The following is a 26,421-nucleotide window of genomic DNA, read 5'->3' as shown; positions in this document are numbered from 1 at the left end:
GGAACGAAGAGGAGATACATGAAAACCATCCGCACACTGGTGGGGAGGCTACGCGAATTTAAGACCGCCTCGATCCTGACCCCGCTGTTCATCATCGGGGAGGTGATCCTCGAGTGCCTGATCCCGCTCACCATGGTCTCGCTCGTAGATGCACTCGACGGCGTATCCCTGAGTCCCGTCATGCGCCTGGGCCTGATCCTGACCGGGCTGGCCTTCGCCTCGCTTGCCTGCGGTATCCTCTCCGCACGCTTCGCGGCGACCGCCTCGGTGGGCCTGGCGAAGAACCTGCGCCAGGATCTCTTCTTTAAGGTGCAGGACTTCTCCTTCGCCGACATCGACCGCTTCTCCACGTCCTCGCTGGTCACCCGCATGACCACGGACGTCACCAACGTGCAAAACGCCTTCGGCATGCTCATCCGCATCGCTGTGCGTGTGCCCCTCATGATCGTCTTCTCGATCGTCATGGCGTGGCGTATCAACGTGCAGATGGCCCTCATCTTCCTCGGCATGGTGCCGGTGCTCGCCATCATCCTGGCAGCCATCGTGCTCATCGCCTTCCCGATCTTCCGCCGTATTTTCAAGAAGTACGATGCCCTGAACAACTCCGTCCAGGAGAACGTTGCGGCGATTCGCGTGGTGAAGTCCTTCGTCACCGAGGACTACGAGACCACCAAGTTCCGCGCTGCCTCGCAGGACGTGCGCAAGGACTTCACGAACGCCGAGAAGCTCATCGCGCTCAACAGCCCCGTCATGATGTTCTTCATCTTCGCCGCGATCACGGCCGTCGACTACGTGGGCGCCTCGATCATTATCAACTCGGGAGCGACCGAGCTGACGAAGGGTGGACTGACCGCGCTCATCACCTACGGCATCCAGATTCTGACACATATGCTGATGCTCGCCTTCATCTTCGTCATGACGACGATGGCCGCCGAGTCCGCGCATCGTATCGCAGAGGTCCTCAACCACGAGCCGTCGCTGACGTCACCTGAGAACGGCGCGACCGATGTTGCGGATGGTTCCGTCGTCTTCGAGGACGTGTCCTTCAAGTATTCGGCGAGCGCCGAAGAAAACGCGCTGTCCGACATCAACCTACGCGTCGAATCCGGGCAAACGCTCGGTATCGTCGGCGGCACGGGCTCCTCCAAGACCTCGCTCATCCAGCTGATCTGCCGACTCTACGACGTCTCCGAAGGCTCCGTGAAGGTCGGCGGGCGCGACGTGCGCGACTACGACCTGAGCTCGCTGCGCGACGCCGTCTCCGTCGTCCTGCAGAAGAACGTCCTCTTCTCCGGCACCATCAAGGACAACATGCGCTGGGGAAACCCGGACGCCACCGACGAACAGATTGAGCACGCGTGCAAGCTCGCGCAGGCCGACGAGTTCATCCAGCAGCTGCCCGGCGGCTACGACTACGTCATCGCGCGAGGCGGCACCAACGTCTCCGGCGGCCAGAAGCAGCGCCTGTGCATCGCACGCGCGCTCCTGAAGAACCCCAAAATCCTCATCCTGGACGACTCCACTTCCGCGGTGGACACCAGGACGGATTCGCTGATCCGAAGTGCCTTCGAGACCGAGATCCCGGGCACGACGACCATCATCATCGCCCAGCGTCTGTCCTCGGTGAGCCACGCCGACCAGATCATCGTGCTCGACGACGGTCGTATCAAGGAACGTGGCACCCACGACGAGCTGATGGCGGCGGGCGGGGAGTACCGCGAGATCTACGAGTCCCAGAACGCCGCGAGCGAAAGCGAGGTGGCCTGACATGGCGCGCACGCGCAACTCCCGGATCGACGATGGCGAGAAGCTCGAAGGCATCGATCGTCCCTTCGGTCGTCTCCTGCGATACGTCTTCCGCCATTACCCGGTGCGTATCAGCCTGACAGTCGTGTGCATCATTACGTCCGCCGTGGCCTCGGCCGTCGGCTCGATCTTCATGCAGCAGATCGTCGATAATGTCGTGACGCCGGGCCTCGAGAGCGGCTTTGACGCTGTGCGCGCAACGCTCGTGCGCCTCGTCGTCACCATGGGCGTCATCTTCAGCGCCGGCGTCATCGGTAGCTTCATCTACACCCGCGCCATGGCGATCGTGACCCAAGGGACGCTCAAGCACATGCGAGACGACATGTTCGACTCCATGGAGCGCCTGCCCCTGCGTTTCTTCGACACGCATCCGCACGGCGCGATCATGTCGACCTACACGAACGATACAGACGCGATCCGCCAGCTGATCGGTCAGTCGATCCCGACACTCATCCAGTCGGGCCTGACCATCGTCGTGCTCATCGCCACGATGCTCTACTACTCGGTGTGGCTCTTCCTCGTCGTCCTCAACGTGGGCGCCCTCATGGCCTTCCTGACGGGCAAGCTCGGTGGCCTCTCGGGGCGCTTCATGAAGGCGCAGCAGGCGGCCCTGGCTGACGAAGAGGGCTTCATCGAAGAGATGATGGACGGCCAGAAGGTCGTCCAGGTCTTCAACCACGAGCAGGACGCCAAGAACGAGTTCGTCGAGTACAACCAGAAGCTCTTCGACTCCTCCCAGAAGGCCAACATCTACGGCAACGTCCTGATGCCCGCCCTGGGCAACATCGGCAACATCATGTACGTCGTGGTCGCGATCGTCGGCGGCATCATGATCCTGGAACAGACGCCGAACATCCACCTTGTCGGCATCGACGTCATCACGGTCGGAATCGTCGTGTCCTTCCTGGGCATGGTCCGTAACTTCTCGCAGACGATCGGACAGATGTCGATGCAGGTGCCCATGATCGCGCTCGGCATGGCGGGGGCGGGCCGCGTGTTCGCCCTCATCGACCAGGAGCCCGAGGAGGACCACGGCTACGTGACCCTCGTGAGGGCCCGCGAGCTGCCCGACGGCTCGGTCGAGCCGACCGAGGAACGTACCGGAATCTGGGCCTGGCGTCACCCCCACCAGGCGGACGGCACCGTCACCTACACGCGCCTGCGCGGCGAGCTCGTCATGGAGGGCGTGGACTTCTCCTACGACGGCAAGAAGGAGGTCCTGCACGACATCTCCCTGTGGGCGAAGCCCGGCCAGAAGATCGCTTTCGTGGGCGCGACGGGTGCCGGCAAGACGACGATCACGAACCTGATCAACCGCTTCTACGACATCGCCGACGGCAAGATCCGCTACGACGGCATCAACATCAACAAGATCCGCAAGTCGGACCTGCGTCGCTCCCTGGGCGTCGTCCTGCAGGACGTCAAGCTCTTCACGGGCACAGTCATGGAGAATATCCGCTACGGCCGCCTGGACGCCACGGACGAGCAGTGCATTGAGGCCGCGAAGCTGGCTAACGCGGACTCCTTCATCCGGCGTCTGCCGGACGGATACGACACGATGCTGACGGGCAACGGCTCGAACCTGTCGCAGGGCCAGGCACAGCTCCTGTCGATCGCCCGCGCGGCCGTGGCCGATCCGCCGGCGATGATCCTGGACGAGGCCACCTCTTCGATCGACACGCGCACAGAGGCACTCGTGCAGGCGGGCATGGACAACCTGATGGAGGGACGCACGGTCTTCGTGATCGCCCACCGCCTCTCCACGGTGCGTAACTCGGACGCGATCATGGTCCTGGAGCAGGGGCGCATCATCGAGCGCGGCAGCCACGACGATCTGATCGCTCAGAAGGGCGTGTACTACCAGCTGTACACGGGCGCCTTCGAGCTCGACTAGGACGGGCGGCGTCCGCCCGCCCGCTCAGCCCCGGCCTCGTCCTGCACGAGGCTGGGGCTTCGTCGTGTGCTCGTGTGTTACCACGTGCGGGTGGGGTGTTTCCGGGCGCCTGGCGTGGTGGGCGCTGCTCGCAACGTGAGGTTATTTGCCAGGTGACGAAGTAGGGAATGAATATACGACAGCGGGCCGCCCCGAAGGGCGACCCGCTATGCGTCAAACGAAAGCGTCTGCGATCAGTCAGCGATCGAGGCGACGCGACGAGCAAGCTTGGACTTGCGGTTCGCGGCCTGGTTCTTGTGGATGACGCCCTTGGAGACGGCGACGTCCAGCTTGCGCGAAGCGACGCGCAGTGCAGCGAGAGCCTTCTCCTTGTCGCCGGCCTCAACGGCCTCGCGGGTGTGACGGACCAGGGTCTTCAGCTCGGACTTCACGGACTGGTTACGAACGCGGCGCTTCTCGTTGGTCAGGATGCGCTTCTTCTGGGACTTAATGTTTGCCACAGTCGGATTTCTCCTTGATGTATGTCTGACAGGGTCGGTGAGGGCTGTGTCAAGACCGGGACTTAGGCGTGGGGACACCCGCAAACGGTCCTAACCAGACCCCCTGCCCGACCAGGCCGGGAGTCCAACGACCAAGCATACCAGCAGCGGGCCCCGCGTCATGCCCCGAAGCCCGCCAATGCCTCGTAAGGTCGGTCACGTGGGTGCGGTCGCCCGGGCGTGAGCGCGCGTCGCGGCCGGCGCGGTGGCGACCTGGTGCGCTAGCCGCCGTGGGTGCGCCGGTGCTCCTCGAGCGCGTCAATGATGCGTCGCCACGTGACCTCCGGCAGGATCGAGCCTTCGCGGCGCACGTCGGTGGCCTTGACCCACAGGGCGCGATCGAGGCGTACCTCGGAGGGGCGGCCCTTCGGATCCCACGCGCCCGATCCGATGTCGAACCAGTAGCGTCCGGCGGCGGCCTCCTCGGCTGCGTCGCGCGAATGGTCCTTGCTGGTCAGCTGCAGGAGGTAGACGCCCTCACCCTGGGCGCCGATGACGACGGCGGGGCGGTCCTTGCCGACGGACGTGTCCTCCTGGTAGGGCACCCACGTCCACACGACCTCGCCCGGGTCGGCGTCACCGTCCATGATCGGCTGGTACGAGGCATGGGCGAGAGCGTCGGCGATGCTGGCTTCGCGGATGGAGGTGTGGGGCCTGTTCGACGTGGCGGGGTCCTGATGCGTGCTGGTGCGCGTGTGGGCGCGCTGCGCGGGCTTAGGAGTGGGGGCGGAGGGCTGCGTGGGCGGGTGAGGACGGGGCTGTGGGAGAGTTGTCGTCGAGTCGGTGTTGGTTGGGGAGTTCATGGTCGAAATGAACCCGACGAGTGCGTGCAGAACTCCGTTGACGAATGAACTCATGGCACCAGCATACGTGAGACGCATCGAACACTGGTTATCCACAGGTGGTCGGAGAGGTGAGTTATGCACAGGGTTCTTTCCAACGCGTGACAGTGGTTATATGTCGGTACCACTCTAGATATGTTCGTAGATAAACCTTTGACTGAAAGACGGGTGACAACAATGTCGGCCACATCAATCCACGGGGTGAGTATCCCACTGGACTCCTTCGGGCAGGCGAGCGCTCTGGGCGCAACGGACGCCGAAATGGAGGCCCGCGCCTTGCTCAGGGAAGCCTTGCGGTGCGCCGCTTCGGGTAGGATCGATCGTGCGCTCGCTCAAGCGCGCGATGTGTTCGGTAACGACGCTGCTTCGATGGAGCTGCGCCTCGAGGCAGCCAAGCTCTGCGTCGACTGGCATGCCAGCCTCGGTGCATACGAACAGTGTCGCAAGGTTGCGGCGGATGCCGCCCGGCTGGGTGCTAGCCGCCTCGAACGCGATCATCCTCTCATCCTCATGCTTCGCAACTCAGAAGCATACTGGCTTGCCGTCCTGGGAAATGCGGACATGGCGGCCCGTAAATTCTCGGCCCTGGTGTGCGATGTTAAAAATTGCCCGAACCTGGACCCGCAGATCGCCTTCGCGATTCGAAATAACTCTGCCATGCCGTGGAAGAACACCGGCAAGTGGGCGCGTGCCGCGCGCGTGTATCGCGAACTCCTTGCTGACATGGAACACCAGTGCGACGAGGAGGACATGACGGTGCTGACTGTGCGCGACAACCTCGCAGAAGTGCTCTCTGCTGACCGTCAGTACGAGGAGGCGATCCGGTTGTACGAAACCAATATGGACATTTTGCTACGCTTCGTCGACCATGGCGATTGGCGGGTTCTGCGTCTGCGCAGTGAGATCGCGCGTAACACCTGGATGGGAGGAGATCGCGCGGTGGGGGAACAACTGTGGACTGTCCTGGCGGAGGACTGCCGCAGATACCTTGGAGATCGAGACGAACTCACGGCGCGCATTCGCACGATTTTGCTGACCCTGGCCACCCTGCGTGGAGACGAGGACACTGCGATGTCCATCGCGCGGAAACTGAAGGATGATCATCCCGATGACTGGGCAGACGTGGACATGAGCGAGGCTATCGCGATGATCGCCGAATCTGGTCTCACGGAGAAAGACTTCCAGTAGGGAAAAACGAGCGTGAGTCTGGGAGACTGTGCGCGACCTCCCGGACGCATAACTAGCACAAAAGGCCTCGCCAATGGGACGATAAGGAGGTTAACGACTTCACGGAGGTACACGTGCCCATCCCCACGCCCGCGCAGCAGGAACAGATTCGCCCGTCCCGCACCCCGCAGGCGCAGATTCGTAACTTTTGTATCATCGCCCATATCGATCATGGGAAGTCGACGCTTGCGGACCGTATGCTTCAGCTCACCGGTGTCGTCGAGGCTCGCGAGATGCGCGACCAATACCTGGATCGCATGGACATTGAACGTGAGCGTGGCATCACAATCAAGAGTCAGGCGGTGCGCATGCCGTGGGCGCACGAGGACACCCCTTACGCGCTCAACATGATCGATACTCCCGGGCACGTGGACTTCACCTACGAGGTGTCCCGCTCCCTGGCAGCCTGCGAGGGTGCGGTTCTCCTTATCGACGCCGCCCAGGGGATCGAAGCCCAGACTTTGGCGAACTTGTACCTGGCACTCGAGAACGACCTGGCGATCATTCCTGTCCTCAACAAGATCGACCTCCCGGGCGCGCAACCCGAGAAGTACGCACACGAGGTCGCCCAGCTAATTGGCTGCGACGAAGACGAAGTCCTGAAGGTCTCCGGCAAGACCGGTGAGGGCGTCGAAGCCCTCCTTGACCGCATTGTCGAGGTCGTCCCCGCCCCCGCGGGAGAACCCGATGCGCCGACGCGCGCCATGATCTTCGATTCCGTCTACGACACCTACCGGGGCGTCGTCACGTACGTGCGCGTCGTCGACGGCGTGCTTACCACCCGCCAGCGTGTGCGCATGATGTCGACGGGTGCCACCCACGAGCTCCTTGAACTCGGTGTTATCTCACCCGAGCCGAAGCCCGAAGAGGGGATCGGTGCCGGCGAGGTCGGCTACCTCATCACGGGCGTCAAGGACGTGCGTCAATCCCGCGTCGGTGACACCGTCACCAGTCAGGTGCGTGGGGCAACCGATGCGCTCGCGGGCTACCGTGATCCGAATCCGATGGTGTTCTCCGGTATTTACCCGGTTGATGGTTCGGACTTTCCGGACCTGCGCGACGCGCTGGAGCGGCTCCAGCTCAATGATGCTGCCCTGACCTTCGAGCCGGAATCCTCGGCCGCACTCGGTTTCGGCTTCCGCTGTGGATTCCTGGGCTTGCTGCACCTGGAGATTATCCGAGAGCGACTCGAGCGCGAGTTTAATCTGGATCTGATCGCGACCGCGCCGAACGTTGTCTACAACGTTGTGACGGAGGACGGGACGCTGGTTCGCGTCGATAACCCAAGCGAGTTTCCTGAGGGCAAGATCGCGGAGGTGCGCGAACCGGTTGTCAACGCTACGATCCTGACGCCTACGGAGTTTACGGGCACGATCATGGAGCTGTGTCAGGATCGGCGTGGGTCGATGCGGGGAATGGATTATCTGAGCGAGGATCGTGTCGAGTTGCATTACCAGCTGCCCCTGGCTGAGATCGTCTTCGACTTCTTCGATCAGCTCAAGTCCCGTACGCGCGGCTATGCCTCCTTGGACTACCAGGAGAGCGGCGAGCAGAGCGCTGACCTCGTCAAGGTCGACATCTTGCTCAACGGTGACCGTGTGGATGCGTTCAGCGCGATCGTGCACCGCGACGGTGCCTACAACTATGGTCAGCGGATGACGAAGCGGTTGAAGGAGCTGATTCCTCGGCAGCAGTTTGAGATCCCGGTCCAGGCCGCGGTCGGCGCGCGTGTCATCGCCCGCGAGACCATTAAGGCTCTGCGCAAGGATATGCTGGCCAAGTGTTACGGCGGCGACATCAGCCGTAAGCGTAAGCTGCTGGAGAAGCAGAAGGAAGGCAAGAAGCGCATGAAGTCGATCGGTCGCGTGGACGTGCCGCAGGAGGCGTTCATCGCCGCTCTTACTTCCGACGTGCCGACGGGCAAGAAGTGAGTGGGCATATGGACGAGGCCGTGGCGGGCAACGCCGGGAGCGAGCGTCGTCCGGGCGAGGCCCCCGAAGGCACCGTCTTCATGAGCCGCACGAAGTCTTTCACGCGGCGCACGCGCGAGCTGCCCGCGAATCTGGCTCGCACGTGGGAGGTGCACTCCCGCCGCTATGTGGTGGAGCCGCGCCGCGGGGTGGGCTATACGACGGTCGCCGATGATTTTTCCGTGGACTTTGAGGAGTTGTTCGGGCGCGGCGCCCCCGTGACCCTCGAGATCGGGTCAGGCACGGGCGAGCAGGTTGTTGCGGCTGCCGCCGCGCATCCGGAGCGCGACTTCCTGGCCCTCGAGGTGTGGGTTCCGGGCATCGCGAAGCTGATCTCCAAGGCAGTTGATGCGGGCGTGGGTAACATTCGCGTCATTGAGGCGGACGCCGCCCAGGCGCTGCCGATCATGCTGGGGGAGGCCTGCCTCGACGAGGTGTGGACGTTCTTCCCGGATCCGTGGCGCAAGGCCCGCCATCGCAAGCGACGCCTGGTCTGTGACTCTTTTGCCCTTGAGGTTGCGCGCTTGTTGCGGGACGGGGGAGTGTGGCGTCTGGCAACCGACTGGGATGATTATGCGTGGCAGATGCGCGACGTCGTGGAGGCGTGTGAGCTTTTCGAGAACCCGCACGCGGGGGAGCGCCCGGACCCGGCGGATCCCCAGCCCGAGCGTGGCGGTTTCGCGCCGCGCTACGACGGGCGCGTCGTGACCCACTTCGAGACGCGCGGTATCGACGCGGGGCGTCATGCCCATGACATTGTCGGCGTGCGCCGCCCGCGCGGCTGACGGGCACGCATGAGTCCCACCCAACCCGACGGAACGCGCTGGCCGGAGAACGGCTTGCTGGACCCCAGCCTCGTCGAGGCGCAATGGGCGCGTCCTTTGTCCCTCTATGTGCACGTGCCTTTTTGTCGTGTGCGCTGCGGGTACTGTGACTTCAACACGTACACGGTGGGTTTTGGTCCGGGGGCACAGATCGGTGACTATGCTCCTTCGGTTCTCGCCGAGGCGGATCTGGCCGCCCGTGTCTTGGCGGACGCGGGAGTGTCAGGGCGGCTGGCACAGACAGTGTTTTTTGGTGGCGGAACGCCGACGATGCTCGACGCGGGTGAGTTGATCGCTATCTTGGATGGCCTGCGTGAGCGTATCGGTATTGCGGGGGGTGCCGAGGTGACACTCGAGGCCAACCCTGACACGGTGACGCGTGAGGACTTGCGTGCCTTTGCTGACTCTGGCTTCACTCGAGTGTCTTTCGGCATGCAGTCGGCTGTTCCGCGTATTTTGACAATCCTGGACCGTACGCACACGCCGAAGCGGGTGCCTCTCGTTGTTGAGTGGGCGAAGGAGGCGGGGCTGAGCACGTCCGTTGACCTCATTTACGGGACGCCGGGGGAGAGCCTTGCGGATTGGGAGACCTCGGTGCGCGCGGCTCTGTCCTACGACCCCGATCACATCAGCGCCTACGCGCTGGTCGTGGAGGAGGGGACCAAGATGGGCGCGCAGGTTGCTCGGGGCGAGCTGCCGACGCCGGACCCCGACGATGAGGCGGCGAAGTACGAGCTCGTCGATGAGCTCCTGGGTGAGGCGGGGTACGCCTGGTACGAGATCTCGAATTTTGCCCGCGCGAGCGCGTCGGATCGCGCCTCCGGGCGCGCCTCGACGACGTTTGAGCACGCGTCGCGCCATAACCTCGCGTACTGGCGTGACTGGGATTGGTGGGGCTTCGGCCCGGGCGCGCACTCGCACGTGGGGCGGATGCGCTGGTGGAACGTGAAGAATCCGGGTGCTTACGCAGGGCGCCTGCGCGCGGGCGTCTCGCCGGCTGCCGCGGGGGAGATTTTGGGCGAGGAGGAGCGTGAGCTTGAACGCGTCATGCTGGGGCTTCGTACCGCTGAGGGCGTGGAGCTTGACGGAGTGCCCGCAATGGCGATGCGGGATGGCATCGTCTCGGGTTTGTCTGTTTGTCAATCTTTGAGTGGGCGTGTTGCTTCGCTCATTTCGGATGGGTTCATTGACGGTGTGGCAGCCCTTGATGGACGCGCCGTGTTGACCCTGCGCGGTCGGCTTCTGGCCGACTATGTGACGCGTGAATTGATGGGTTATTGAGGTCGTCGGCTGGTCTGCGGCACGTAATATCCATTGTGTGGTAAACATTCGCAAGTGTTCAGACAAATCGTGAATAAGCTTGTATATACCGCGATACAAGGGGATGTATGTCAATCTATACCGGCCATTTGACAGTTGTGATCCTTCCCTTGTGTGACAAGCTGCGATTACGTGACAATAATGTTGACATCCTGGTTGAAGTATGTTTGCCTAGAGGTGCCATGTGAAGCCGTGCTGTCTGCAGGCCTTCTCCGCGAAGGGGCTTGTAGGGGGTCTGATACAAGGAAAAGTGTGGAACTGTGACTCTGCGATACGCGGTCATTGCTGACATCGTGGGTTCTCGTACGTTGACCAATCGTGCAGAGGCCCAGAAAATCTTTGAGGCTGTCCTTGAGCGGGCTGCCGAGGGACTCGCCCTCCTGGAGACACCCTACGCCACTGTTGGCGACGAGTTCCAGGCTGTCGCGTACTCTCTCGAAGATGCGTTGCTCTTGACGCTGCGCGCTCAGCTCCTTCTCCCTCCCCAGCTTCAACTACGCTTCGGCATCGGTGTGGGGCGCATTGAAGAGTTCGCTTCCGGCGTGCACCGACAGGCGCCCGCACGTCCCCGCCTTAGTGAGGGAGCCTCCCTCCAGGACGGTTCGGCGTGGTGGGCGGCGCGCGCCGCAATCAACCGTGCTCATGACGTCCAGGACTCTTCCAACCCGTTCATTCGCACGTGGTTCGTTGCTCACGCCTCCGTCGAGCCGTACATTTCTGCGACCTGCCAGACTGCTGTCAACGCCCTGCTGAGCTTGCGCGATCATGCGATTTTGAAGCTTTCGGCGCGCCACCGCCGCATCACTGCTTCGCTGCTGCTGGGTAAGACGCAGGTGGAGATTGCTCGCGTCGAAAAACTCTCCCAGCAGGCTATTTCTGACTTCGCTCGGGGCACGGGGGCAGGTCTCATCCAGTCCTCTCTCCTCATTGCGGAGGCCGCCCGTGCATGAAACTCTCCTCCTGGGCATTGCAGCCTCGGAGCTCACTGTTTTGCTGACGTCCGACCCGCGACGGTGGTCGCGTCGCCTGATCCTTTTCCTGACGCTGATGATCGCGGTCATCTTCTATTCGTGGCTCGTTCTCGGTGTCAGCGTCCTAGCAAACGTCCTTGGAACTGTGTTCGCCTTCGTGTGGTTCGGCTGGGATCTGGCAGACGGCTCAGCGCGCAGTGTTTTGGCGAGGTGGGCGTTGGCTGCGCTCGGCTTTGTTGCCCTGACGAGTGCCAATGTTGATGCCGTGCCCTCCCTGTCACTGCAGAGCGGACGAGCGATCGATCTCATTATTGCCGTTGTGTTCCTAGTGACGGGACCGGTCAACCACCTGATCTCGGCTGTTCTGTTGTGCGCCCGCGGACGTGCAAACGACCCCGTGCCCGGGTGGATTAACGCCCCCGTTCTGCCCTCGATGCCATCTGTTTCCCGAACCCCCCAAGACGAGCCCTCGTCGCAGGATCACGCGGAAGAAAAGAGTGAGGCGCGCGGTGGTGTGGATCCGGAGGCTCTGGGTGCCCTGCCGACCGTTTCCGAGGTGAGTGCTGGCGCGATCAACACGGGACCTTCCCTGCGTGGTGGACGCTGGATCGGTCCCCTCGAACGGCTTCTTATTATCATCTTGGCCGGAGCTGGGGCCGATGTGGCGATTGGTGCCGTCGTTGCCGCCAAGGGAGTCATTCGATTCCCCGAAATCTCTCAGGATGCGTCAGGCGAAAAAGCTGAGGAGTTCCTCATCGGATCGGTCTCCTCATGGATTCTTGCCGCGCTCGTGGCGATATTCATTCGCGTCAATCTCAACTCCTGAGCTCACCCCCGTTAGAGTATGCCGGGTGAGTGCACCAGATCCCTACGGGAACAATATTTTTGTCTATGACCCGCACCGGGACGGCCCGGGGGCGCGTCGCCCCCGATCGGTGGCCGTTCACGTCGAGATCGGCATGGTCCTCGAAGACGTGGGATCGGGCTGGGTCGGCGCGGTCACGCGCGTCGAAAAGTCCGGCGGCGTCTACCTGGTCGAGCTCGAAGATCGGCGCGGGGTGCGTCGCTCCTTCCCCCTCGGCCCCGGCTTCTGGCTCGACGGCCGCCCCATCGAGGCCCTTCCTCCCAAGCCCAAGCCCGCCCAGGCCTCGCCCGGGGTGCAGCGGAGCGCCGCGGGGCGCCGAATCACCAACTCGGGGTCCTTCGCGCCAGCCTCCAGCGCCCCCACGGTCGCCAAGCGCTCGCGAATCTGGGTGGAGGGGCGCCACGACGCCGAGCTCGTCCAGCACGTGTGGGGCGAGGACCTGGCCGCGGCCGGCATCGCCGTCCAGCTGCTCGAGGGCGTGGATAACCTCGAGGACGTCCTTGAGATCTTCGGGCCCACCGACACCGCCCGAGCGGGCGTGCTCGTCGACCACATGGTGCCCGGTTCGAAAGAATCGCGCATCGCCGACGCAGTCTCCAAGCGATGGCCTGGCTCTGTTCTGGTCGTGGGGCACCCCTTCGTTGACATCTGGCAGGCCGTTAAGCCCGAGCGGGTCGGCCTTGCCGCCTGGCCGGATATTCCCCGTGGTACCGACATCAAACATGGCACTCTCGGCGCGCTTGGATGGCCCAACGCGGACCAACGAGACATTGCGATGGGGTGGAAGCGCATCCTCGGCACTGTGCGCACCTATCGCGACCTGGAACCCGCCCTGCTAGGGCGCGTCGAAGAACTTATCGATTTCGTGACGGTGCCCTGGGCGCAGTGATGTGCGGACGTGCGTGAGGTTCGCAATGAGCGCACGCCCAGTGCACTGTCCGGCTCGCCGCCGTTCACAGGCGGGGAGTAGCATTGGCACTCAGAAGTAGGGAGTGCCAGACGGAGGGAGTGACATGGCACGCAACAGCGCGCAGAGCCGCAGGCTTGACGTCCTTCGCGCCATCGTCACCCAATACGTCGCCACCCGCGAACCCGTCGGATCGAAGGCCATTGCGACCGGGGGTCTGGGCGTCTCTTCTGCGACGATTCGTAACGACATGGCTGTCTTGGAGGAAGCTGGTCTCATCTACCAGCCCCATACCTCCGCCGGACGAGTCCCCACCGACAGGGGCTACCGCGTCTTCGTTGACCGGCTCGCCCGACTCAAGCCCATGAGCGCCCCGGAACGCCAGGCATTAGAAGCCTTCCTCTCCGAATCCGTTGACATCGACGACGTTGTGGAGCGTTCCGTCCGTCTTCTCGCGCAGGTTACTCACCAAGTAGCCCTCGTCCAGTACCCGGGATCGCGCGTGCGAACACTGAAGCATCTTGAGGTCCTCGGGATCGCCCCCGGTCGCATTCTCACCGTCGTCATCACGACTGATGGGGAAGTAGGGGAGCGCACCCTCACCCTTGATACCCCCCTCGACGACGCTCAGCTCGTCGCCGTGCGTGACCACATGCGCGCCCACTGCGACACCGCTACCTCACAGACCGCGCGCTCCTGTGTGGACGCCGCCACCGCCTCGTGTCGACCGGAACTCGCGGCGGCCATCACCGCGGTCGGCGCCGCGCTTACCGAGGTCCTTCGTGGGACCGGAGATGCAAAGATTGTTGTCGCCGGCGCGGCTAATCTAGCACGTGGGGCACTGGACTTTCGTGACATTGCCCCCGTCCTTGACGCGCTCGAAGAGCAGGTCGTCCTCATGCGGCTCTTCTCTGAGGCGGATCCAGGCGAGGACCTGCACGTGAGCATCGGTACGGAAAATCCGCACGACGCCCTGGCCGAGGCCGCGGTCGTCACGGGCACCTACCGCGCTGGAGCTGATAACAGCGGCGGTTCGGCACACCTTGGCATCGTAGGACCCATGCGGATGGACTATGCGCACACTATGAGTTCCGTCCGTGCCGTCGCCGCCTACCTGTCCAGGTATCTGGCGCAGGACACCGATCAGTGACCATGTATACGACCGCCTACCAAATCATGACGATTGCCCCCCACGGGAAGGAAGAGCAAGCGTGAGAGACTATTACGAGGTCCTCGGCGTCGCCCGCGATGCGAGCCAGGAAGAGATCAAGAAGGCATACCGCAAGCGTGCGCGTAAGCTTCACCCCGATTATGCGGGGGCCGACTCGGAAGAGGCCTTCAAAGAACTCTCGGTTGCCTACGAGACCCTGTCCGACCCGGAGAAGCGTCAGATGTACGACATCGGTGGCCCGGACGCGCTGCGCGGCGGAGGAGCTGGCGCGGGCGCACCCTTCACCGGCTTCTCCGATATTTTCGAGGCCATGTTCAGCGGCGGCTTCGGAGCTTCCGCGCAGGGTCCTGCCTCGCGCGTACGTCGCGGTAAGGACCAGCAGGTGACCGTTGACATTACGCTCGAAGATGCCACCTTCGGTGCCGCGAAAGAGGTGTCCTTCAAGACGCACGTCCTGTGTGACACCTGCCATGGCGCAATGTGTCAGCCGGGTACATCACCCGAGCGGTGTGCGACCTGTCAGGGCTCCGGTTTTGTGATGCAGGTTCAGAACTCGCTGTTTGGTCGCATGCAGACGCAGGCGCCCTGTCCCACATGTCAGGGTTACGGCTCCACGATCGCTCAGCCCTGCACTGAGTGCAACGGCGCGGGTCGCATTGCAACCCGCCGCACCCTCAACATTAATATTCCGGCAGGTGCCAGCGAGGGTACTCAGATTCGCGTCAGCGGCGAGGCTGAGATCGGTATGGGTGGCGGCCCGAATGGTGATCTGTACCTGATGATTCACGAGAAGAAGCATCCTGTCTTCGATCGTCGTGGCGACGACCTGCACACGTGGATCACGATCCCGATGACGACGGCGGCGCTGGGAACCGAGTTCGAGTTGGAAACCATGGATGGGAAGAAGACTGTCACGATCAACGCGGGCACGCAGCCCAACGACGACATTGTCTTGGAGGGACTCGGTGTCGGCCACTTGCAGCGTTCGGGGCGCGGCGCGATGCACGTGCACGTGGACGTGGAGATCCCCAAGAAGCTGGATGAGACCTCGCGGGTCCTGCTCGAACAGCTGGCGAAGGCGCGCGGTGAAGTCCGTGTCGAGCCGCATCGTCAGCAGGCGACATTCTTCGATAAGCTACGCGACACGTTCATGGGCTGATTGGCCATGACGCTGCCTGTTTTCCTCAGTGAGGATTTGACTCCCGAGCCCGCTCGCCTCACTGTCGGGGATAGTGCGACGCTGTCCGGCGCGGAGGGGCGCCACGCCGCCTCCGTGCGCCGTATCGGTGCGGGAGAATGGGTGGATGTCGTGGACGGGGCTGGTCTGCGCTTGAGGTGTGAGGTCAGTGAGTCCGATAAGTCGTCGTTGTCTCTCCTCGTGCGTGAGATTGTGCGGGAGAGTGCGCCTGACCCCGAGTTGGTGCTGGTCCAGGCCCTTGCCAAGGGCGGGCGAGATGAGGATGCCGTGGAGATCTGTACGGAGATCGGCATCGACCGCGTGATTCCGTGGGCTTCCCAGCGCGCGATCGTCCGGTGGAAGGGGGCGAAGGCGCACAAGGGTCGGTCTAAGTGGGAGGGCGTCGCTCGAGCCGCCGCGAAGCAGTCGCGTCGTGCCTTCGTGCCGACCATTGAGGCGGTCATGGACAGTCGTGAACTAGCGTCGTGGGTTGCCTCCCTCACGCGCGAGGCCGGGGTGGCTTTCGTATGTCACGAGGAGGCCACTGTCTCGCTTGGGGCAGTGCTCGCGCAGGTTCAGGACTCGTGCGCGAATGGGGTTCTGCCTGCGCGCATTGCTCTGATCGTGGGTCCCGAAGGTGGGATCGGTCCGGAGGAGACGGCGTTGCTGGTTGCGGCCGGTGCTCGTACGATCGGGCTGGGGGCCAACGTGCTGCGCTCTTCGACGGCTGGCGCGGTCGCGCTGACGCTGATACGCGCAGCAGCTGGAGCCTACTAGTCCCGTATGGTGCGCAGAAATACGTCGCGCCGCGACGCGCCATCGGTACGTTTCGGCTCCTGTTCTTTGTCTCATGGCGGCGCTCTAGTCAGGGATGGGTCGTCCGTGTCCCAGGGTTCGGAGTATTCTTATAGAGAATGACTCTCGATTGAAAGGAAGCCGTCACTTATGGCCCACGAGATCACCGACGAGCTGATCGATCGCCTCCACGCATACTCGGACACTGCCCGCACGGTCGCCCGTAACGCCGTCGCCCACGCCGGGGTTGAATCAGTAGCTGTCGACCGCGACAAGGTCGTGGGCACGCCCACCGTCGTCTCACACAAGGTGGACGACTGGACGGTCACCTCCCAGAAGAAGTCCGGTCGCTGCTGGCTCTTTTCCTCCCTTAACCTCCTGCGTTCAACTACCCGCACCCACCTGGGCCTGAAAAACTTTGAGTTCTCGCAGAACTACGTGCTCTTCTGGGACAAATTTGAACGCGCCAACTTTTTTCTCACCTCTGTCATCTCCACCGCGACGACAGAGAAACTCGATGGCCGCCTTCTACAGTTCCTCCTCGGTGACGTGCTCTCCGACGGTGGACAGTGGGACATGGCGGTATCCCTCTACCTCAAGCATGGACTCGTCCCCAAGATGGCGATGCCCGAAACCGAGTCTTCGGGTCACACGGCTCCCATGAACGCTCGTCTGAAGGTTCTCCTGCGCCGCACCGCCCTGGAACTGCGTGCACTCGTCGCCGAAGGCGCCTGTGAGGAAGAAATTAACGAAGTCAAGGACGCGGCCTTGGCCGACGTGTGGCGCATCCTCGTCATCTGCCTGGGTGAGCCTCCTGCTTCCTTCGAGTGGGAGTGGCGTGACGATGCAGGCGAGTTCCACCGTGACGGCATCCTCACCCCCCGCGAGTTCTATGAACGCTATGTGGATGTGGACCTGACACAGTACGTGTGCCTCGTCGACGATCCGCGCACCTGCCACCCCAAGGGCCACACACTGACCGTTGACTACATGGGCAACGTTGTCGGCGGACGCCCGATCCTCTACGTGAACGCCCCCATTAGGCAGATCCGTGCGATCACTACCTCGGTCCTGACATCGGGCCGCGCCGTCTGGTTCGGCGCCGACTGCCACCCGAACTCTGATCGCGCCTCCGGCCTGTTTGTTGACGGCCTCTACGACTTCGATAACCTTTTCGGCGTAGACTTTTCCACCTCGAAAGAGCAGCGCGTGGACACCGGCGAATCAGCGATGAACCACGCGATGCTTTTCACGGGCGTCGACGTAAACGAGGCAGGGGAGGGACGCCGCTTCCGTGTGGAAAACTCGTGGAGCGAGGAGCCTGGCGACAAAGGATTCTTCACGATGGATGCCCCCTGGTTCGACGCAAACGTCTTTGAGGTAGCAGTGCACGTGGATGACCTGCCCGCCGAGCTGCGCGCCGTTATCTCCGAAGAACCGACGCACCTGCCAGCGTGGGATCCGATGGGCGCACTTGCCTGAATGAGTCGCGCCTGACACAGGTCAGCGAATCCCTTTGTGTGGGACGAGTGACGTGGGACAATTGTTCTGCGACACTCGTCCCACATCCGCAAGGAGATCATCGACATCGCGTGGCTTCCAGACGAGCAGAAGGAAGCGATGTGTGCCCGAGCGCACCGAACCGTCGCGCAACACTGACAGAGCCGAAGTAACGGGACAAGAAGGATCCTGCGCGCAGACCCCACTGTCACAATAGGTCACCCCGTGAACGCTGCGCGCAGACGCGAGTCCGGCCTGCCATGATAGGAACCATGACGAACCACACGAAGCCGACGTTGTTGATTTCCAACGTCCTTCCGGCACGCCCGGGGGACGAGGCATACAACAACATTTGCATGCGCCTGTGGGATCGTCTGCTTCAAGCCGCCCTGCCCACCTGGAATGTCATTCGCGAATACGCGCAAGAAGACGGTGCTGAGGGGGCACCTCTGCGAGCACGCAGCGCAGACGCGATCATCATCATGGGCGGCGAAGACGTCCACCCCGCCCACTATGGTGCTTCCCAGGGGTACAACCGTGAGGGACACCACTGGTATCGTGCTGACCTCGGTCAGCTCGCCCTCGTCGACTATGCGGCTTCGACCGGCACCCCACTACTGGGTATCTGCCGCGGCATGCAACTCATCAACACCGCATTCGGCGGCACCCTCGAGCAGGACATCGCGGACGGCACCCACACGAATCCCTCCATCCTCACCGACCACCTTTTTGTCCGCCACAACGTGCGTGTGGAAGCTGAAAGCCACCTTCAGCGGGTCCTGTCGCCCGTCCTGCGCGACTCTCAGCTGACCATTTCCTCGGCCCACCATCAGCGCGTGGACCGTCTCGGAGACACCCTGCGCGTCAGCGCCTACGCCCCCGATGGCACGGTCGAAGCCATCGAATCCCCCGACGCTCCCATCATCGGCGTCCAGTGGCACCCCGAGGATCCCGCTGACGACATCGCCCAGCTGCTAGTCCTACTCCGACACATGGATGCGCGCCGTGTACCCCGACTCGCGAAGGCATCGACTACCCTGGTCGCATGAGCACCTCACCGGGTACGAACTTTGATGATGCCCGTTTTCGCGCTGACGCGCGCACACCCTCCCAACGCATGACAGATGGGGATTACTACGTCGCCGACGATGAACTGTCAGCCCACACGAAGCGCGCCGTGCGACTCCTCTCGCTCTACGAGCAGGCGCATCCCACCGATCCGGACATCGCCCGTTACCTCCTCGCCCAAGTTCTCGGCGAGGTAGGGCAGGACGTCGAGATTCGCCCACCCCTGTGGGTCGACTACGGGTACAACATCGCAATCGGCGACGGTTCCTGGGTCAACTACGGTCTCACCGCCCTCGACGTCGCTCCCATTGCCATCGGTGCTGATGTCCTTATCGGCCCCAACTGCTCGCTCTACACCGCGGTCCACCCGACCGAGCCCGGGCCTCGTCGCGCCAAGTGGGAATCCTGCGAACCCATCACTCTGGAAGACAACGTCTGGCTGGGTGGCTCGGTCACCGTGTGTCCGGGCGTGACCATCGGCGAAAATTCAATAATCGGGGCCGGTGCCGTCGTTACGCGTTCCATCCCGGCCAACTCCATCGCCGTCGGCAACCCTGCCCGCGTCATCAAAGCACTGGACCCGCGCGCGCCGCGCCCCATTGAAGCAGTGAGCGTCGGTGTCATCAACGAGTACGCAGTGCCGAAACGAATGACCAGGAAACGGACATGAGTATCCTCCCGATCTACATCACGGGCCAATCCGTCCTGCACAGAGCCGCCGAACCCGTCGAACGCTTCGACTCCTCCCTCTCCGATCTGGTCACCGACATGATCGACACAATGCACGCAGCCCCCGGCGTCGGCCTCGCAGCGCCGCAAATCGGCGTAGGACGACAAGTTTTCGTCTGGTCCTATCGGGGAGGCGGTGCGTTTGACCGGCGCTACCAGCACATTCTCCAACTCGAACGTGCCTCGGCTCTCGGCTTCAACAACGCGATGAGCGGAGTCGTCGTCAACCCGATTCTCGACCTCATCTGGGACGATTCAGGAGCGCGTGCGATCCTGCCCACCGATCTCGACATCGCGTGTGAATCCGAAGGATGCCTGTCCGTTCCCGGACTCCAGTACCCGCTGCGCCGAGCACTCGGTGCCGTCCTTCGCGGCTACGACACCACAGGGACACCAATCACCGTGGCCGCGCGCGGATGGCTCGCGCGTATCTTCCAGCACGAATACGACCACCTCCAGGGAACACTCTACGTTGACCGGCTCGAAGACCCCTACACGCAGATCGCCCGTCAGGCTGAAGCGGATAAAGGCTGGGGGCGCCCCGGATGCACGTGGACCCCAGGGGAGTGAACCTAAGCCACCCCGCTGGAAACCCTCTACGTGCGTCGACCCTCAGTGGACTTCGAAACCCAGTGAGCGGAAGTACTCGCGAACGTTCTCTGTCGCTTCCGGTGTAGGCGCCTTCACATCCTCAAGCTGATAGTTCAGACCCAGCGAATGCCACTTGTCTTTGCCCAGCTGGTGGAAGGGAAGAACCTCAATGCGGTCGATGACCTCCTTCCAACGCGTCACAATGTTGCCAACCTTGCGAATGTTCTCAGGGTCGTCGGTCAGACCCGGGACCAGGACGAAACGAATCCACATACGCGTCGCGCCGCCGCGCGCAGCAATACGATCGCCAAAGGCAATTGTGGGGGCAAGGTCACGCCCAGTCGTCTTCTTGTAGGTCTGTTCATCGCCGCTCTTGACATCTAACAGCACCAGGTCAGTTGCATCAAGCATCTCGTCGTCGCAGTTCGCGCCCAAGTAGCCGGAGGTGTCGATGCACGTGTGGACGCCCATCTCTTTGGCGCCGAGCAAGATCCGCTTAGCGAAATGAGGCTGCATAAGGACTTCGCCACCGGACAGAGTGATTCCGCCCTTCGTTGTGCGGAAAATACGCCGGTAGCGCGCAATCCGGGACAGCAGTTCTGTGTCCGATACGGGCGCTCCGTCCTTCATGAGGAAAGTGTCGGGATTATGACAGTACAGGCAGCGCAGTGGGCAGCCGTTGAGGAAGACCGTCATACGCGTCCCGGGACCGTCGACAGCGGTGACAAGCTCCCAGGAATGAATTGAGCCGAGCGTTCCCTCACGCATGCGCCTCAGGCGTTCAGACCGCTCCAGGTCCGTGATCTCTTCCAAACCTTCGACGCCGGCTCCGACAGTACGGGACTGGGGGGCTTGGAAGTCCTGTTCACGGAACGTGGGGATGGCAAGAGACTGCGTCATGTTATCTTCTTCGATGTCGTGTGGGCTCTGCGAATGCTTGATCGGGGGAAAGCGCCGGAGGAACGCGGGCACCCGCGGGTATAGCGGTGGGGCGCTGGGCGTGCGCCCAGCGCCCCACCGCGTCGCACCGATCAGGCCGAGTGGTGGAAAGTGCGGGACAGGACGTCCAGCTGCTGCTCACGGGTGAGCTTAACGAAATTGACGGCGTAGCCGGAAACACGAACGGTCAGGTTCGGGTACTTCTCCGGATGCTCCATGGCATCCTTCAGTGTGGACTCCTCAAGAACGTTGATGTTCGCGTGATAGAGGCCATCCTTCTCGCCGCGCTCCTCGCGGGCGGCCTTCATGTCAGCGAGGCGCTCCTCGTAGGTCTTGGTTGCCATAACATTTCTCCTTAATTGTGTGATACCGGGGCTTCCGGCTCGGGTAACGCCGGATCGCGACGTTACCCACGGGTGGGGTGGCGGGGATCAACGAGGGTGTCGGCTGATCCCCGCCGATGAGTCGATCAGTAACCCTTGGTGCCGTCGTAGGCGCAGGAATCATCCGGGACGAAACCAGCGTCGAGAATACCGACCAGGTTCTGAATCTGCTCTTCCTTCGAACGACCCAGGCCCTGGGGCGTGATCGTGTTGGTCAGCGAGATACCGTCGAGTGCGTCGTTGTAGTCCAGCTTGCCGACCGACAGCATGGAGGCAACCATGCCGTGCGTGTCAATGCCGTTCTCCGGGTTCGCGCCGGGGGCGAAGGGGGTGCCCTTCTCGTGGCCCGACGGGAAGGCTCCGGTGGCCTTGCCGTAGACGACGTTCGAGGTAATCGTCAGGACAGACTGGGTCGGGATGGCATCACGGTACATGGGGATCTGACGAATCTTGTCCATGACGGTGTGGACCACGGTCGCGGCGATGTCGTCGGCACGATCATCGTCATTGCCGTAGGTCGGGAAGTCGCCTTCGGTGCGGTAGTCGACGACAAGGCCGGTTTCGTCGCGGATCGGGTAGACCTTCGCGTACTTGATCGCGGACAGAGAGTCAGCGACGATGGACAGACCGGCGATACCGCAACCCATGGTGCGGACGATCTCGGCGTCGTGCAGAGCCATTTCGACGGCCTCGTAGGCGTAGCGGTCGTGACAGTAATGGATGATGTTGAGAGCCTCAACGTAGGTGCCGACGACCCAGTCCAGCATTTCCTCGTAGCGCTTCCACACGTCGTCGAAGTCGAGGGGACCATCGCCCTGAACGGGTTCGTAGCCGTCCATAATTTGCTTGCCGCTCATCTCGTCACGACCACCGTTGATGGCGTAGAGCAGAGCCTTGGCGGCGTTGACGCGGGCACCGAAGAACTGCATCTGCTTGCCGACCCTCATGGGGGACACGCAGCAGGCGATGGCGGCATCGTCGCCCCAGTGGGCGCGAATCTGCGGATCGGACTCGTATTGGATCGAGGAGGTCTCGATGGAAATGCGAGCGCAGAATTCCTTGTAACCGCGGGGCAGGTTCTCGTCCCAGAAGATCGTGATGTTCGGCTCGGGCGCGGGGCCGAGGTTCACCAGAGTCTGGAGCAGACGGAACGAGGTCTTGGTCACCAGCGTGCGGCCATCGTCGCCGAAGCCAGCGTCGGACCACGTGGCCCAGTAGGGGTCACCGGAGAAGATCTGGTCGTAGGCGATGGTGCGCAGGAAGCGCGTGATGCGAAGCTTGATAACAAGAGCGTCGATGATCTCCTGCGCGCCGGACTCATCCAGCGTGCCGTTCTTCAGGTCGCGTTCGAAGTAGCAGTCGAAGAAGCCGGACAGGCGACCGATCGACATGGCGGCGCCGTCCTGAGACTTCACCGAGGCCAGGTAGCCGAAGTAGGTCCACTGGACGGCCTCGTGCGCGTTGGTGGCCGGTCCGGAGATGTCGTAACCGTAGGATGCGGCCAGGTTCTTCAGCTTCTTCAGAGCCTTGATCTGCTCTGCATGTTCCTCGCGGTAGCGCGCCCAGTGCTCAGAGAAAGGCTGGTCGGCGTAGCGATCCTTGTCCTTCTGCTTTTCGGCGATGAGATGGTCCACGCCGTACAGGGCCACGCGGCGGTAGTCGCCGATAATGCGACCGCGACCGTAGGCATCCGGCAGGCCGGTGATGATGTGAGACGAGCGGGCGGCGCGGATGCGCGGGGTGTAGATGTCGAAGACCGCGTCGTTGTGGGTCTTGCGGTACTTGGTGAAGATTTTCTTCACCTCGGGGTTGTATTCCTTGCCGGCCTCGTGGATAGCGGTCTCGACCATGCGCCATCCGCCGTTGGGCATCATTGCACGCTTGAGTGGGGCATCGGTCTGCAGGCCGACGATCACGTTGTCGTCCTCGCAAATGTAACCGGGCTTGAAAGCATCGATGTCGGCCGGGGTGTCCGTGTCAACGTCAAGGATTCGAACCTTGCGCTCTTCGGAGAGGTACTTCTCCTCAAGGGTGTTCCAGACCCGCATCGTCTTGTCGGTGGGGCCGGACAGGAACGAGGCGTCGCCCTCGTACGGCGTGTAGTTCAGCTGGATGAAGTCGCGAACATCGATTTCATCGCACCAGTTACCCTTGACAAAACCTTCCCAGGCTTTCTGGTCTGCTGTCGTCATTCTTCCTCTTCTCGAATGTTCCGTAATCCCTGTGGGGACGGTCGTTGGGAGCGAAGCTCCGTCAGTGCGTCGGATTCCGGCGCTTGGGTCTATTGTCCTACGGTCTGTGGGTGAGCGACAAGCCGTTTCGTCGATCGACCTATGTTCTCTGTCTCAGGATGTGGGTCGAAGGTTTCCTGCGCCGCAATTATAGGACGAAGGTCCCCGCAAGGGAAGTGGAGCTGCCGACCACATACACTGGTACCAGTGCCCGTTTCACGAAGGAGAACATTCCCATGTCTGCACCCCGCCCGGTACTCGGAGTTGGCGTTCTTGGAGCTGGAACCGTCGGTAGCCAGGTCATTCGCATCCTGCAGGCGAGCCGCGAGGATTTCGCCGCCCGTTCCGGTGCCGAAATGGACGTGCGTCGCGTTCTTGTCCGTAATGTGGATGCACCGCGCGACTCGCCGATTGACCGCGAGCTGCTGACGACGGACCCGGCTGAGGCCATCGACGGAATGGATCTGGTGGTCGAACTCATCGGCGGTATCGAACCCGCACGCACGCTGGTTCTGCGGGCGCTCAACCAGGGGATCTCGGTCGTCACCGGGAATAAAGCCCTGCTGGCTGCCCACGGCCCCGAACTCTACGAGGCCGCTGCATCCAACGATGCCGACCTCTACTACGAGGCTGCCGTCGCCGGCGCTGTGCCCGTCGTTTACGGCCTGCGCGAATCGCTGGCCGGCGACCGCGTCACCACCGTGATGGGCATCGTGAACGGTACGACGAACTTCATCCTGGATGCGATGAGTTCCAAGGGTCTGAGCTATGAAGAAGCCCTCAAACAGGCCCAGGACCTAGGATTCGCTGAGGCCGATCCCACAGCTGATGTCGAGGGCCTGGATGCGGCTGCGAAGTGCTCGATCCTGGCGTCCCTTGCCTTCCACACCCGCGTCGGCATCGACGACGTCGCGGTCGAAGGTATTTCGAACATTACCAAGGAAGACATGGAGGAAGCCGCGCGCGTCGGACACACCATCAAGCTCCTGGCGATCGCCGAACGTCGCATCGGCGAGGATGGTCGCGAGGGCGTTGCAATGCGCGTCCACCCCGCCCTGGTCCCCTCTGATCACCCCCTCGCTTCCGTCGACGGTGCCTTCAACGCGATCCTCGTTGAGGGGGAGAACGCTGGACGCCTCATGTTCTATGGTCAGGGTGCCGGCGGCGCCCCCACGGCCTCGGCCGTCCTGTCTGACCTGGTGGCCGCGGCGCATCACCGTGCCTTTGGCGGTCACGCACCGCGCGAGTCCGTTTATGCGCACCTGCCGATCCTCGATCCCGGCTCGACCTACACGCGTTACCAGATCCGCCTCCAGGTGGAGGATCGCCTGGGTGTCCTGTCCGACGTAGCCGGTATCTTCGCCCGCCACGGTGTCTCCATCCAGTCGGTGCATCAACGCAACGACGAGGTGCCCGGTGCCTGCGTTATTGTCGTGACCAGCCACCAGGCCCGAGAGGCCGACCTGCGTGCGGTCGCCCGAGCGCTCGCCGTCTCCGACGCGGTGCGCGAGGTGACCTCCACGATCCGGGTTGAGGGTGAGTGACGTGCGCGTGCGTGACGACTTCGTCGCGGTGACAGTTCCTGCGACCAGCGCGAACCTGGGTCCTGGGTTTGATTGCATGGGCCTGGCCCTCGACCTGTGGGACGACGTTTCGGTCCATGCGACGACGGGGCCGACGTCGGTCGTCGTCGAGGGGGAGGGTGCCGGAAACGTTGAACGGGGCGAAGACAATCTCGTCGTTCGTGCACTGCGTTTTGCCCTCGACCGCGTGGGTGCCCCCCAGGTTGGAGTGCGCATGCATTGCACGAACCGAATCCCCCATTCGCGAGGCCTGGGTTCCTCTGCGAGTGCGATCGTCGCCGGTGTGGCGCTTGCCCGTGCGCTCGTCGGTGAAGAGGACGTGCTCGGACGACAGGAGATCCTTCAGATCGGCACCCAGATGGAGGGACACCCCGACAACGTGGCACCCGCCGTCTTTGGCGGTGCAACGGTCGCGTGGATGGACGAGGAGACGAACGCAGTGGGATCGCTGCGGCTGACCCCGCCCGCGGGCGTTGAACCCGTCGTCTTTATCCCGGATTTTAAGCTGCGCACCGCAACCGCGCGCGCCGCATTGCCGGATACTATCGCGCACGTTGACGCGCGTTTTAATGTCGCGCGCGCCGCTGCGCTCGCAGCAGCCCTGTCGGGACAGGCGCAAGCTAGCGGGGGAGCGGACATGCACTGCGTGCTGATGGAGGCCACACGCGATCGTCTGCACCAGGAACAGCGTCGAAGCGCCATGGAACCCTCTCTCGCGCTCGTCGACTGGCTGCGCGGTGCCGGCTACGCGGCCGTGGTGTCAGGTGCTGGCCCCACTGTGCTCTCTCTCGAAGCTGTTGGGGCGGATGTTCGCCGTGAGGCAGCGGCATCGGGGTGGCGTGTGCTGCCGCTGGGAGTTGCCGCTACTGGAGTTCAGATCACCCGTGGATCCCTTGCGAAAGTTGCCTTCTAAGTGGCTTCTCAGCTGTGAGTTTCTCCGCAAGCACCGCCAGTCGTGCCGTCTACATGACAGTGGGCTGGCGGTCTTGCTATATTTTTCCTAGGTTCGAATCGACAGTTCGACTCCGACCGTTGTGGTGCGTTTTTTACGCATCTTCCTTATCAAGCTTTTTCTTGTGCTTGAGCAAT

General features: G+C 62.7%; 23 protein-coding genes. 18 read left to right on the top strand and 5 right to left on the bottom strand.

All coding sequences use genetic code 11. The features are described 5' to 3' along the window. Positions 1-18: 18 nt before the first annotated feature. Positions 19-1,767 carry an ABC transporter ATP-binding protein gene (locus RYL44_RS01420; protein WP_314974853.1) on the top strand — a complete coding sequence of 583 codons (1,749 nt, stop codon included), beginning with the start codon at positions 19-21 and terminating at the stop codon, positions 1,765-1,767. Position 1,768: 1 nt separating this feature from the next. After that, entirely contained in the window at positions 1,769-3,700 is a 1,932-nt protein-coding gene (locus RYL44_RS01415; RefSeq protein ID WP_314974852.1) for an ABC transporter ATP-binding protein, read from the top strand. Between the two features lie 233 nt (positions 3,701-3,933). Here RYL44_RS01415 and rpsT read toward each other — a convergent pair whose 3' ends face one another. Both rpsT and RYL44_RS01405 read right to left on the bottom strand, forming a co-directional pair. Beyond that, positions 3,934-4,200 carry a 30S ribosomal protein S20 gene (rpsT, locus tag RYL44_RS01410; RefSeq protein WP_009648032.1) on the bottom strand — a complete coding sequence of 89 codons (267 nt, stop codon included), beginning with the start codon at positions 4,198-4,200 and terminating at the stop codon, positions 3,934-3,936. Between the two features lie 260 nt (positions 4,201-4,460). After that, positions 4,461-5,096, bottom strand: a complete 636-nt coding sequence (locus RYL44_RS01405; protein ID WP_314803639.1) for a type II toxin-antitoxin system PemK/MazF family toxin — start codon at positions 5,094-5,096, stop codon at positions 4,461-4,463. A 186-nt stretch (positions 5,097-5,282) separates the two neighbouring features. On the opposite strand from RYL44_RS01405, the gene RYL44_RS01400 reads away from it, so the two are divergent. The 14 genes from RYL44_RS01400 (at position 5,283) to RYL44_RS01335 (ending at position 20,175) form a co-directional block, all read left to right on the top strand. Continuing rightward, complete coding sequence (locus tag RYL44_RS01400) at positions 5,283-6,269, top strand: hypothetical protein (RefSeq protein ID WP_390883762.1); 987 nt, start codon at positions 5,283-5,285, stop codon at positions 6,267-6,269. 113 nt (positions 6,270-6,382) lie between these two features. Further along, positions 6,383-8,239 (top strand): translation elongation factor 4, encoded by a 1,857-nt coding sequence (gene lepA / locus RYL44_RS01395; protein ID WP_276739312.1) that lies wholly within the window; start codon positions 6,383-6,385, stop codon positions 8,237-8,239. Between the two features lie 8 nt (positions 8,240-8,247). Further along, on the top strand, positions 8,248-9,063 hold the full coding sequence (gene trmB / locus RYL44_RS01390; protein ID WP_314974870.1) for a tRNA (guanosine(46)-N7)-methyltransferase TrmB: 816 nt from the start codon (positions 8,248-8,250) through the stop codon (positions 9,061-9,063). Positions 9,064-9,072: 9 nt separating this feature from the next. Further along, positions 9,073-10,383, top strand: coding sequence for a radical SAM family heme chaperone HemW (hemW, locus tag RYL44_RS01385; protein ID WP_314974850.1), 1,311 nt, complete (start codon positions 9,073-9,075; stop codon positions 10,381-10,383). 299 nt (positions 10,384-10,682) lie between these two features. Next, the gene (locus RYL44_RS01380; RefSeq protein ID WP_276739317.1) at positions 10,683-11,372 is read left to right on the top strand and encodes a SatD family protein; all 690 of its coding nucleotides are present in this window, start codon (positions 10,683-10,685) and stop codon (positions 11,370-11,372) included. Further along, complete coding sequence (locus RYL44_RS01375; protein ID WP_276739319.1) at positions 11,365-12,219, top strand: hypothetical protein; 855 nt, start codon at positions 11,365-11,367, stop codon at positions 12,217-12,219. The genes RYL44_RS01380 and RYL44_RS01375 overlap by 8 nt, the downstream gene beginning before the upstream one ends. 133 nt (positions 12,220-12,352) lie before the next feature. Beyond that, positions 12,353-13,147, top strand: a complete 795-nt coding sequence (locus tag RYL44_RS01370; RefSeq protein WP_234968735.1) for a DUF3097 family protein — start codon at positions 12,353-12,355, stop codon at positions 13,145-13,147. Positions 13,148-13,271: 124 nt separating this feature from the next. Next, entirely contained in the window at positions 13,272-14,315 is a 1,044-nt protein-coding gene (hrcA, locus tag RYL44_RS01365; protein ID WP_276739322.1) for a heat-inducible transcriptional repressor HrcA, read from the top strand. 61 nt (positions 14,316-14,376) lie between these two features. Continuing rightward, positions 14,377-15,495 carry a molecular chaperone DnaJ gene (gene dnaJ / locus RYL44_RS01360; RefSeq protein WP_314974849.1) on the top strand — a complete coding sequence of 373 codons (1,119 nt, stop codon included), beginning with the start codon at positions 14,377-14,379 and terminating at the stop codon, positions 15,493-15,495. A gap of 6 nt (positions 15,496-15,501) precedes the next feature. Further along, positions 15,502-16,290 carry a 16S rRNA (uracil(1498)-N(3))-methyltransferase gene (locus RYL44_RS01355; protein WP_314974848.1) on the top strand — a complete coding sequence of 263 codons (789 nt, stop codon included), beginning with the start codon at positions 15,502-15,504 and terminating at the stop codon, positions 16,288-16,290. A 168-nt stretch (positions 16,291-16,458) separates the two neighbouring features. Beyond that, positions 16,459-17,790, top strand: a complete 1,332-nt coding sequence (locus RYL44_RS01350; RefSeq protein WP_073983098.1) for a C1 family peptidase — start codon at positions 16,459-16,461, stop codon at positions 17,788-17,790. A gap of 290 nt (positions 17,791-18,080) precedes the next feature. Beyond that, complete coding sequence (locus RYL44_RS01345) at positions 18,081-18,857, top strand: gamma-glutamyl-gamma-aminobutyrate hydrolase family protein (RefSeq protein ID WP_314768609.1); 777 nt, start codon at positions 18,081-18,083, stop codon at positions 18,855-18,857. Continuing rightward, a complete protein-coding gene (locus RYL44_RS01340; protein WP_314768607.1) occupies positions 18,854-19,546 on the top strand; it encodes a sugar O-acetyltransferase in 693 nt (230 codons plus the stop codon). Before RYL44_RS01345 ends, RYL44_RS01340 begins: the two co-directional genes overlap by 4 nt. Next, positions 19,543-20,175, top strand: a complete 633-nt coding sequence (locus RYL44_RS01335; protein WP_314768605.1) for a peptide deformylase — start codon at positions 19,543-19,545, stop codon at positions 20,173-20,175. The genes RYL44_RS01340 and RYL44_RS01335 overlap by 4 nt, the downstream gene beginning before the upstream one ends. Positions 20,176-20,217: 42 nt before the next feature. Here the strand turns inward: RYL44_RS01335 and pflA are convergent, their stop codons facing one another. The 3 genes from pflA to pflB form a co-directional block, all read right to left on the bottom strand. Further along, entirely contained in the window at positions 20,218-21,096 is an 879-nt protein-coding gene (gene pflA, locus RYL44_RS01330; protein WP_314974847.1) for a pyruvate formate-lyase-activating protein, read from the bottom strand. 131 nt (positions 21,097-21,227) lie between these two features. Further along, on the bottom strand, positions 21,228-21,479 hold the full coding sequence (gene grcA2, locus RYL44_RS01325) for an autonomous glycyl radical cofactor GrcA2 (RefSeq protein ID WP_073983103.1): 252 nt from the start codon (positions 21,477-21,479) through the stop codon (positions 21,228-21,230). Positions 21,480-21,604: 125 nt separating this feature from the next. Beyond that, positions 21,605-23,710 (bottom strand): formate C-acetyltransferase, encoded by a 2,106-nt coding sequence (gene pflB / locus RYL44_RS01320; RefSeq protein ID WP_073983104.1) that lies wholly within the window; start codon positions 23,708-23,710, stop codon positions 21,605-21,607. Between the two features lie 275 nt (positions 23,711-23,985). On the opposite strand from pflB, the gene RYL44_RS01315 reads away from it, so the two are divergent. Next, a complete protein-coding gene (locus tag RYL44_RS01315) occupies positions 23,986-25,293 on the top strand; it encodes a homoserine dehydrogenase (protein ID WP_073983105.1) in 1,308 nt (435 codons plus the stop codon). Position 25,294: 1 nt separating this feature from the next. After that, positions 25,295-26,245 carry a homoserine kinase gene (gene thrB, locus RYL44_RS01310; protein ID WP_314974869.1) on the top strand — a complete coding sequence of 317 codons (951 nt, stop codon included), beginning with the start codon at positions 25,295-25,297 and terminating at the stop codon, positions 26,243-26,245. Positions 26,246-26,421: the final 176 nt, after the last annotated feature.

It is taken from the genome of Actinomyces bouchesdurhonensis (assembly GCF_963540955.1).
Classification (GTDB): Bacteria; Actinomycetota; Actinomycetes; order Actinomycetales; family Actinomycetaceae; genus Pauljensenia; species Pauljensenia bouchesdurhonensis.
Note: the sequence above shows the minus strand (reverse complement) of the source record. Positions and strands in the feature narration are given on the sequence as shown.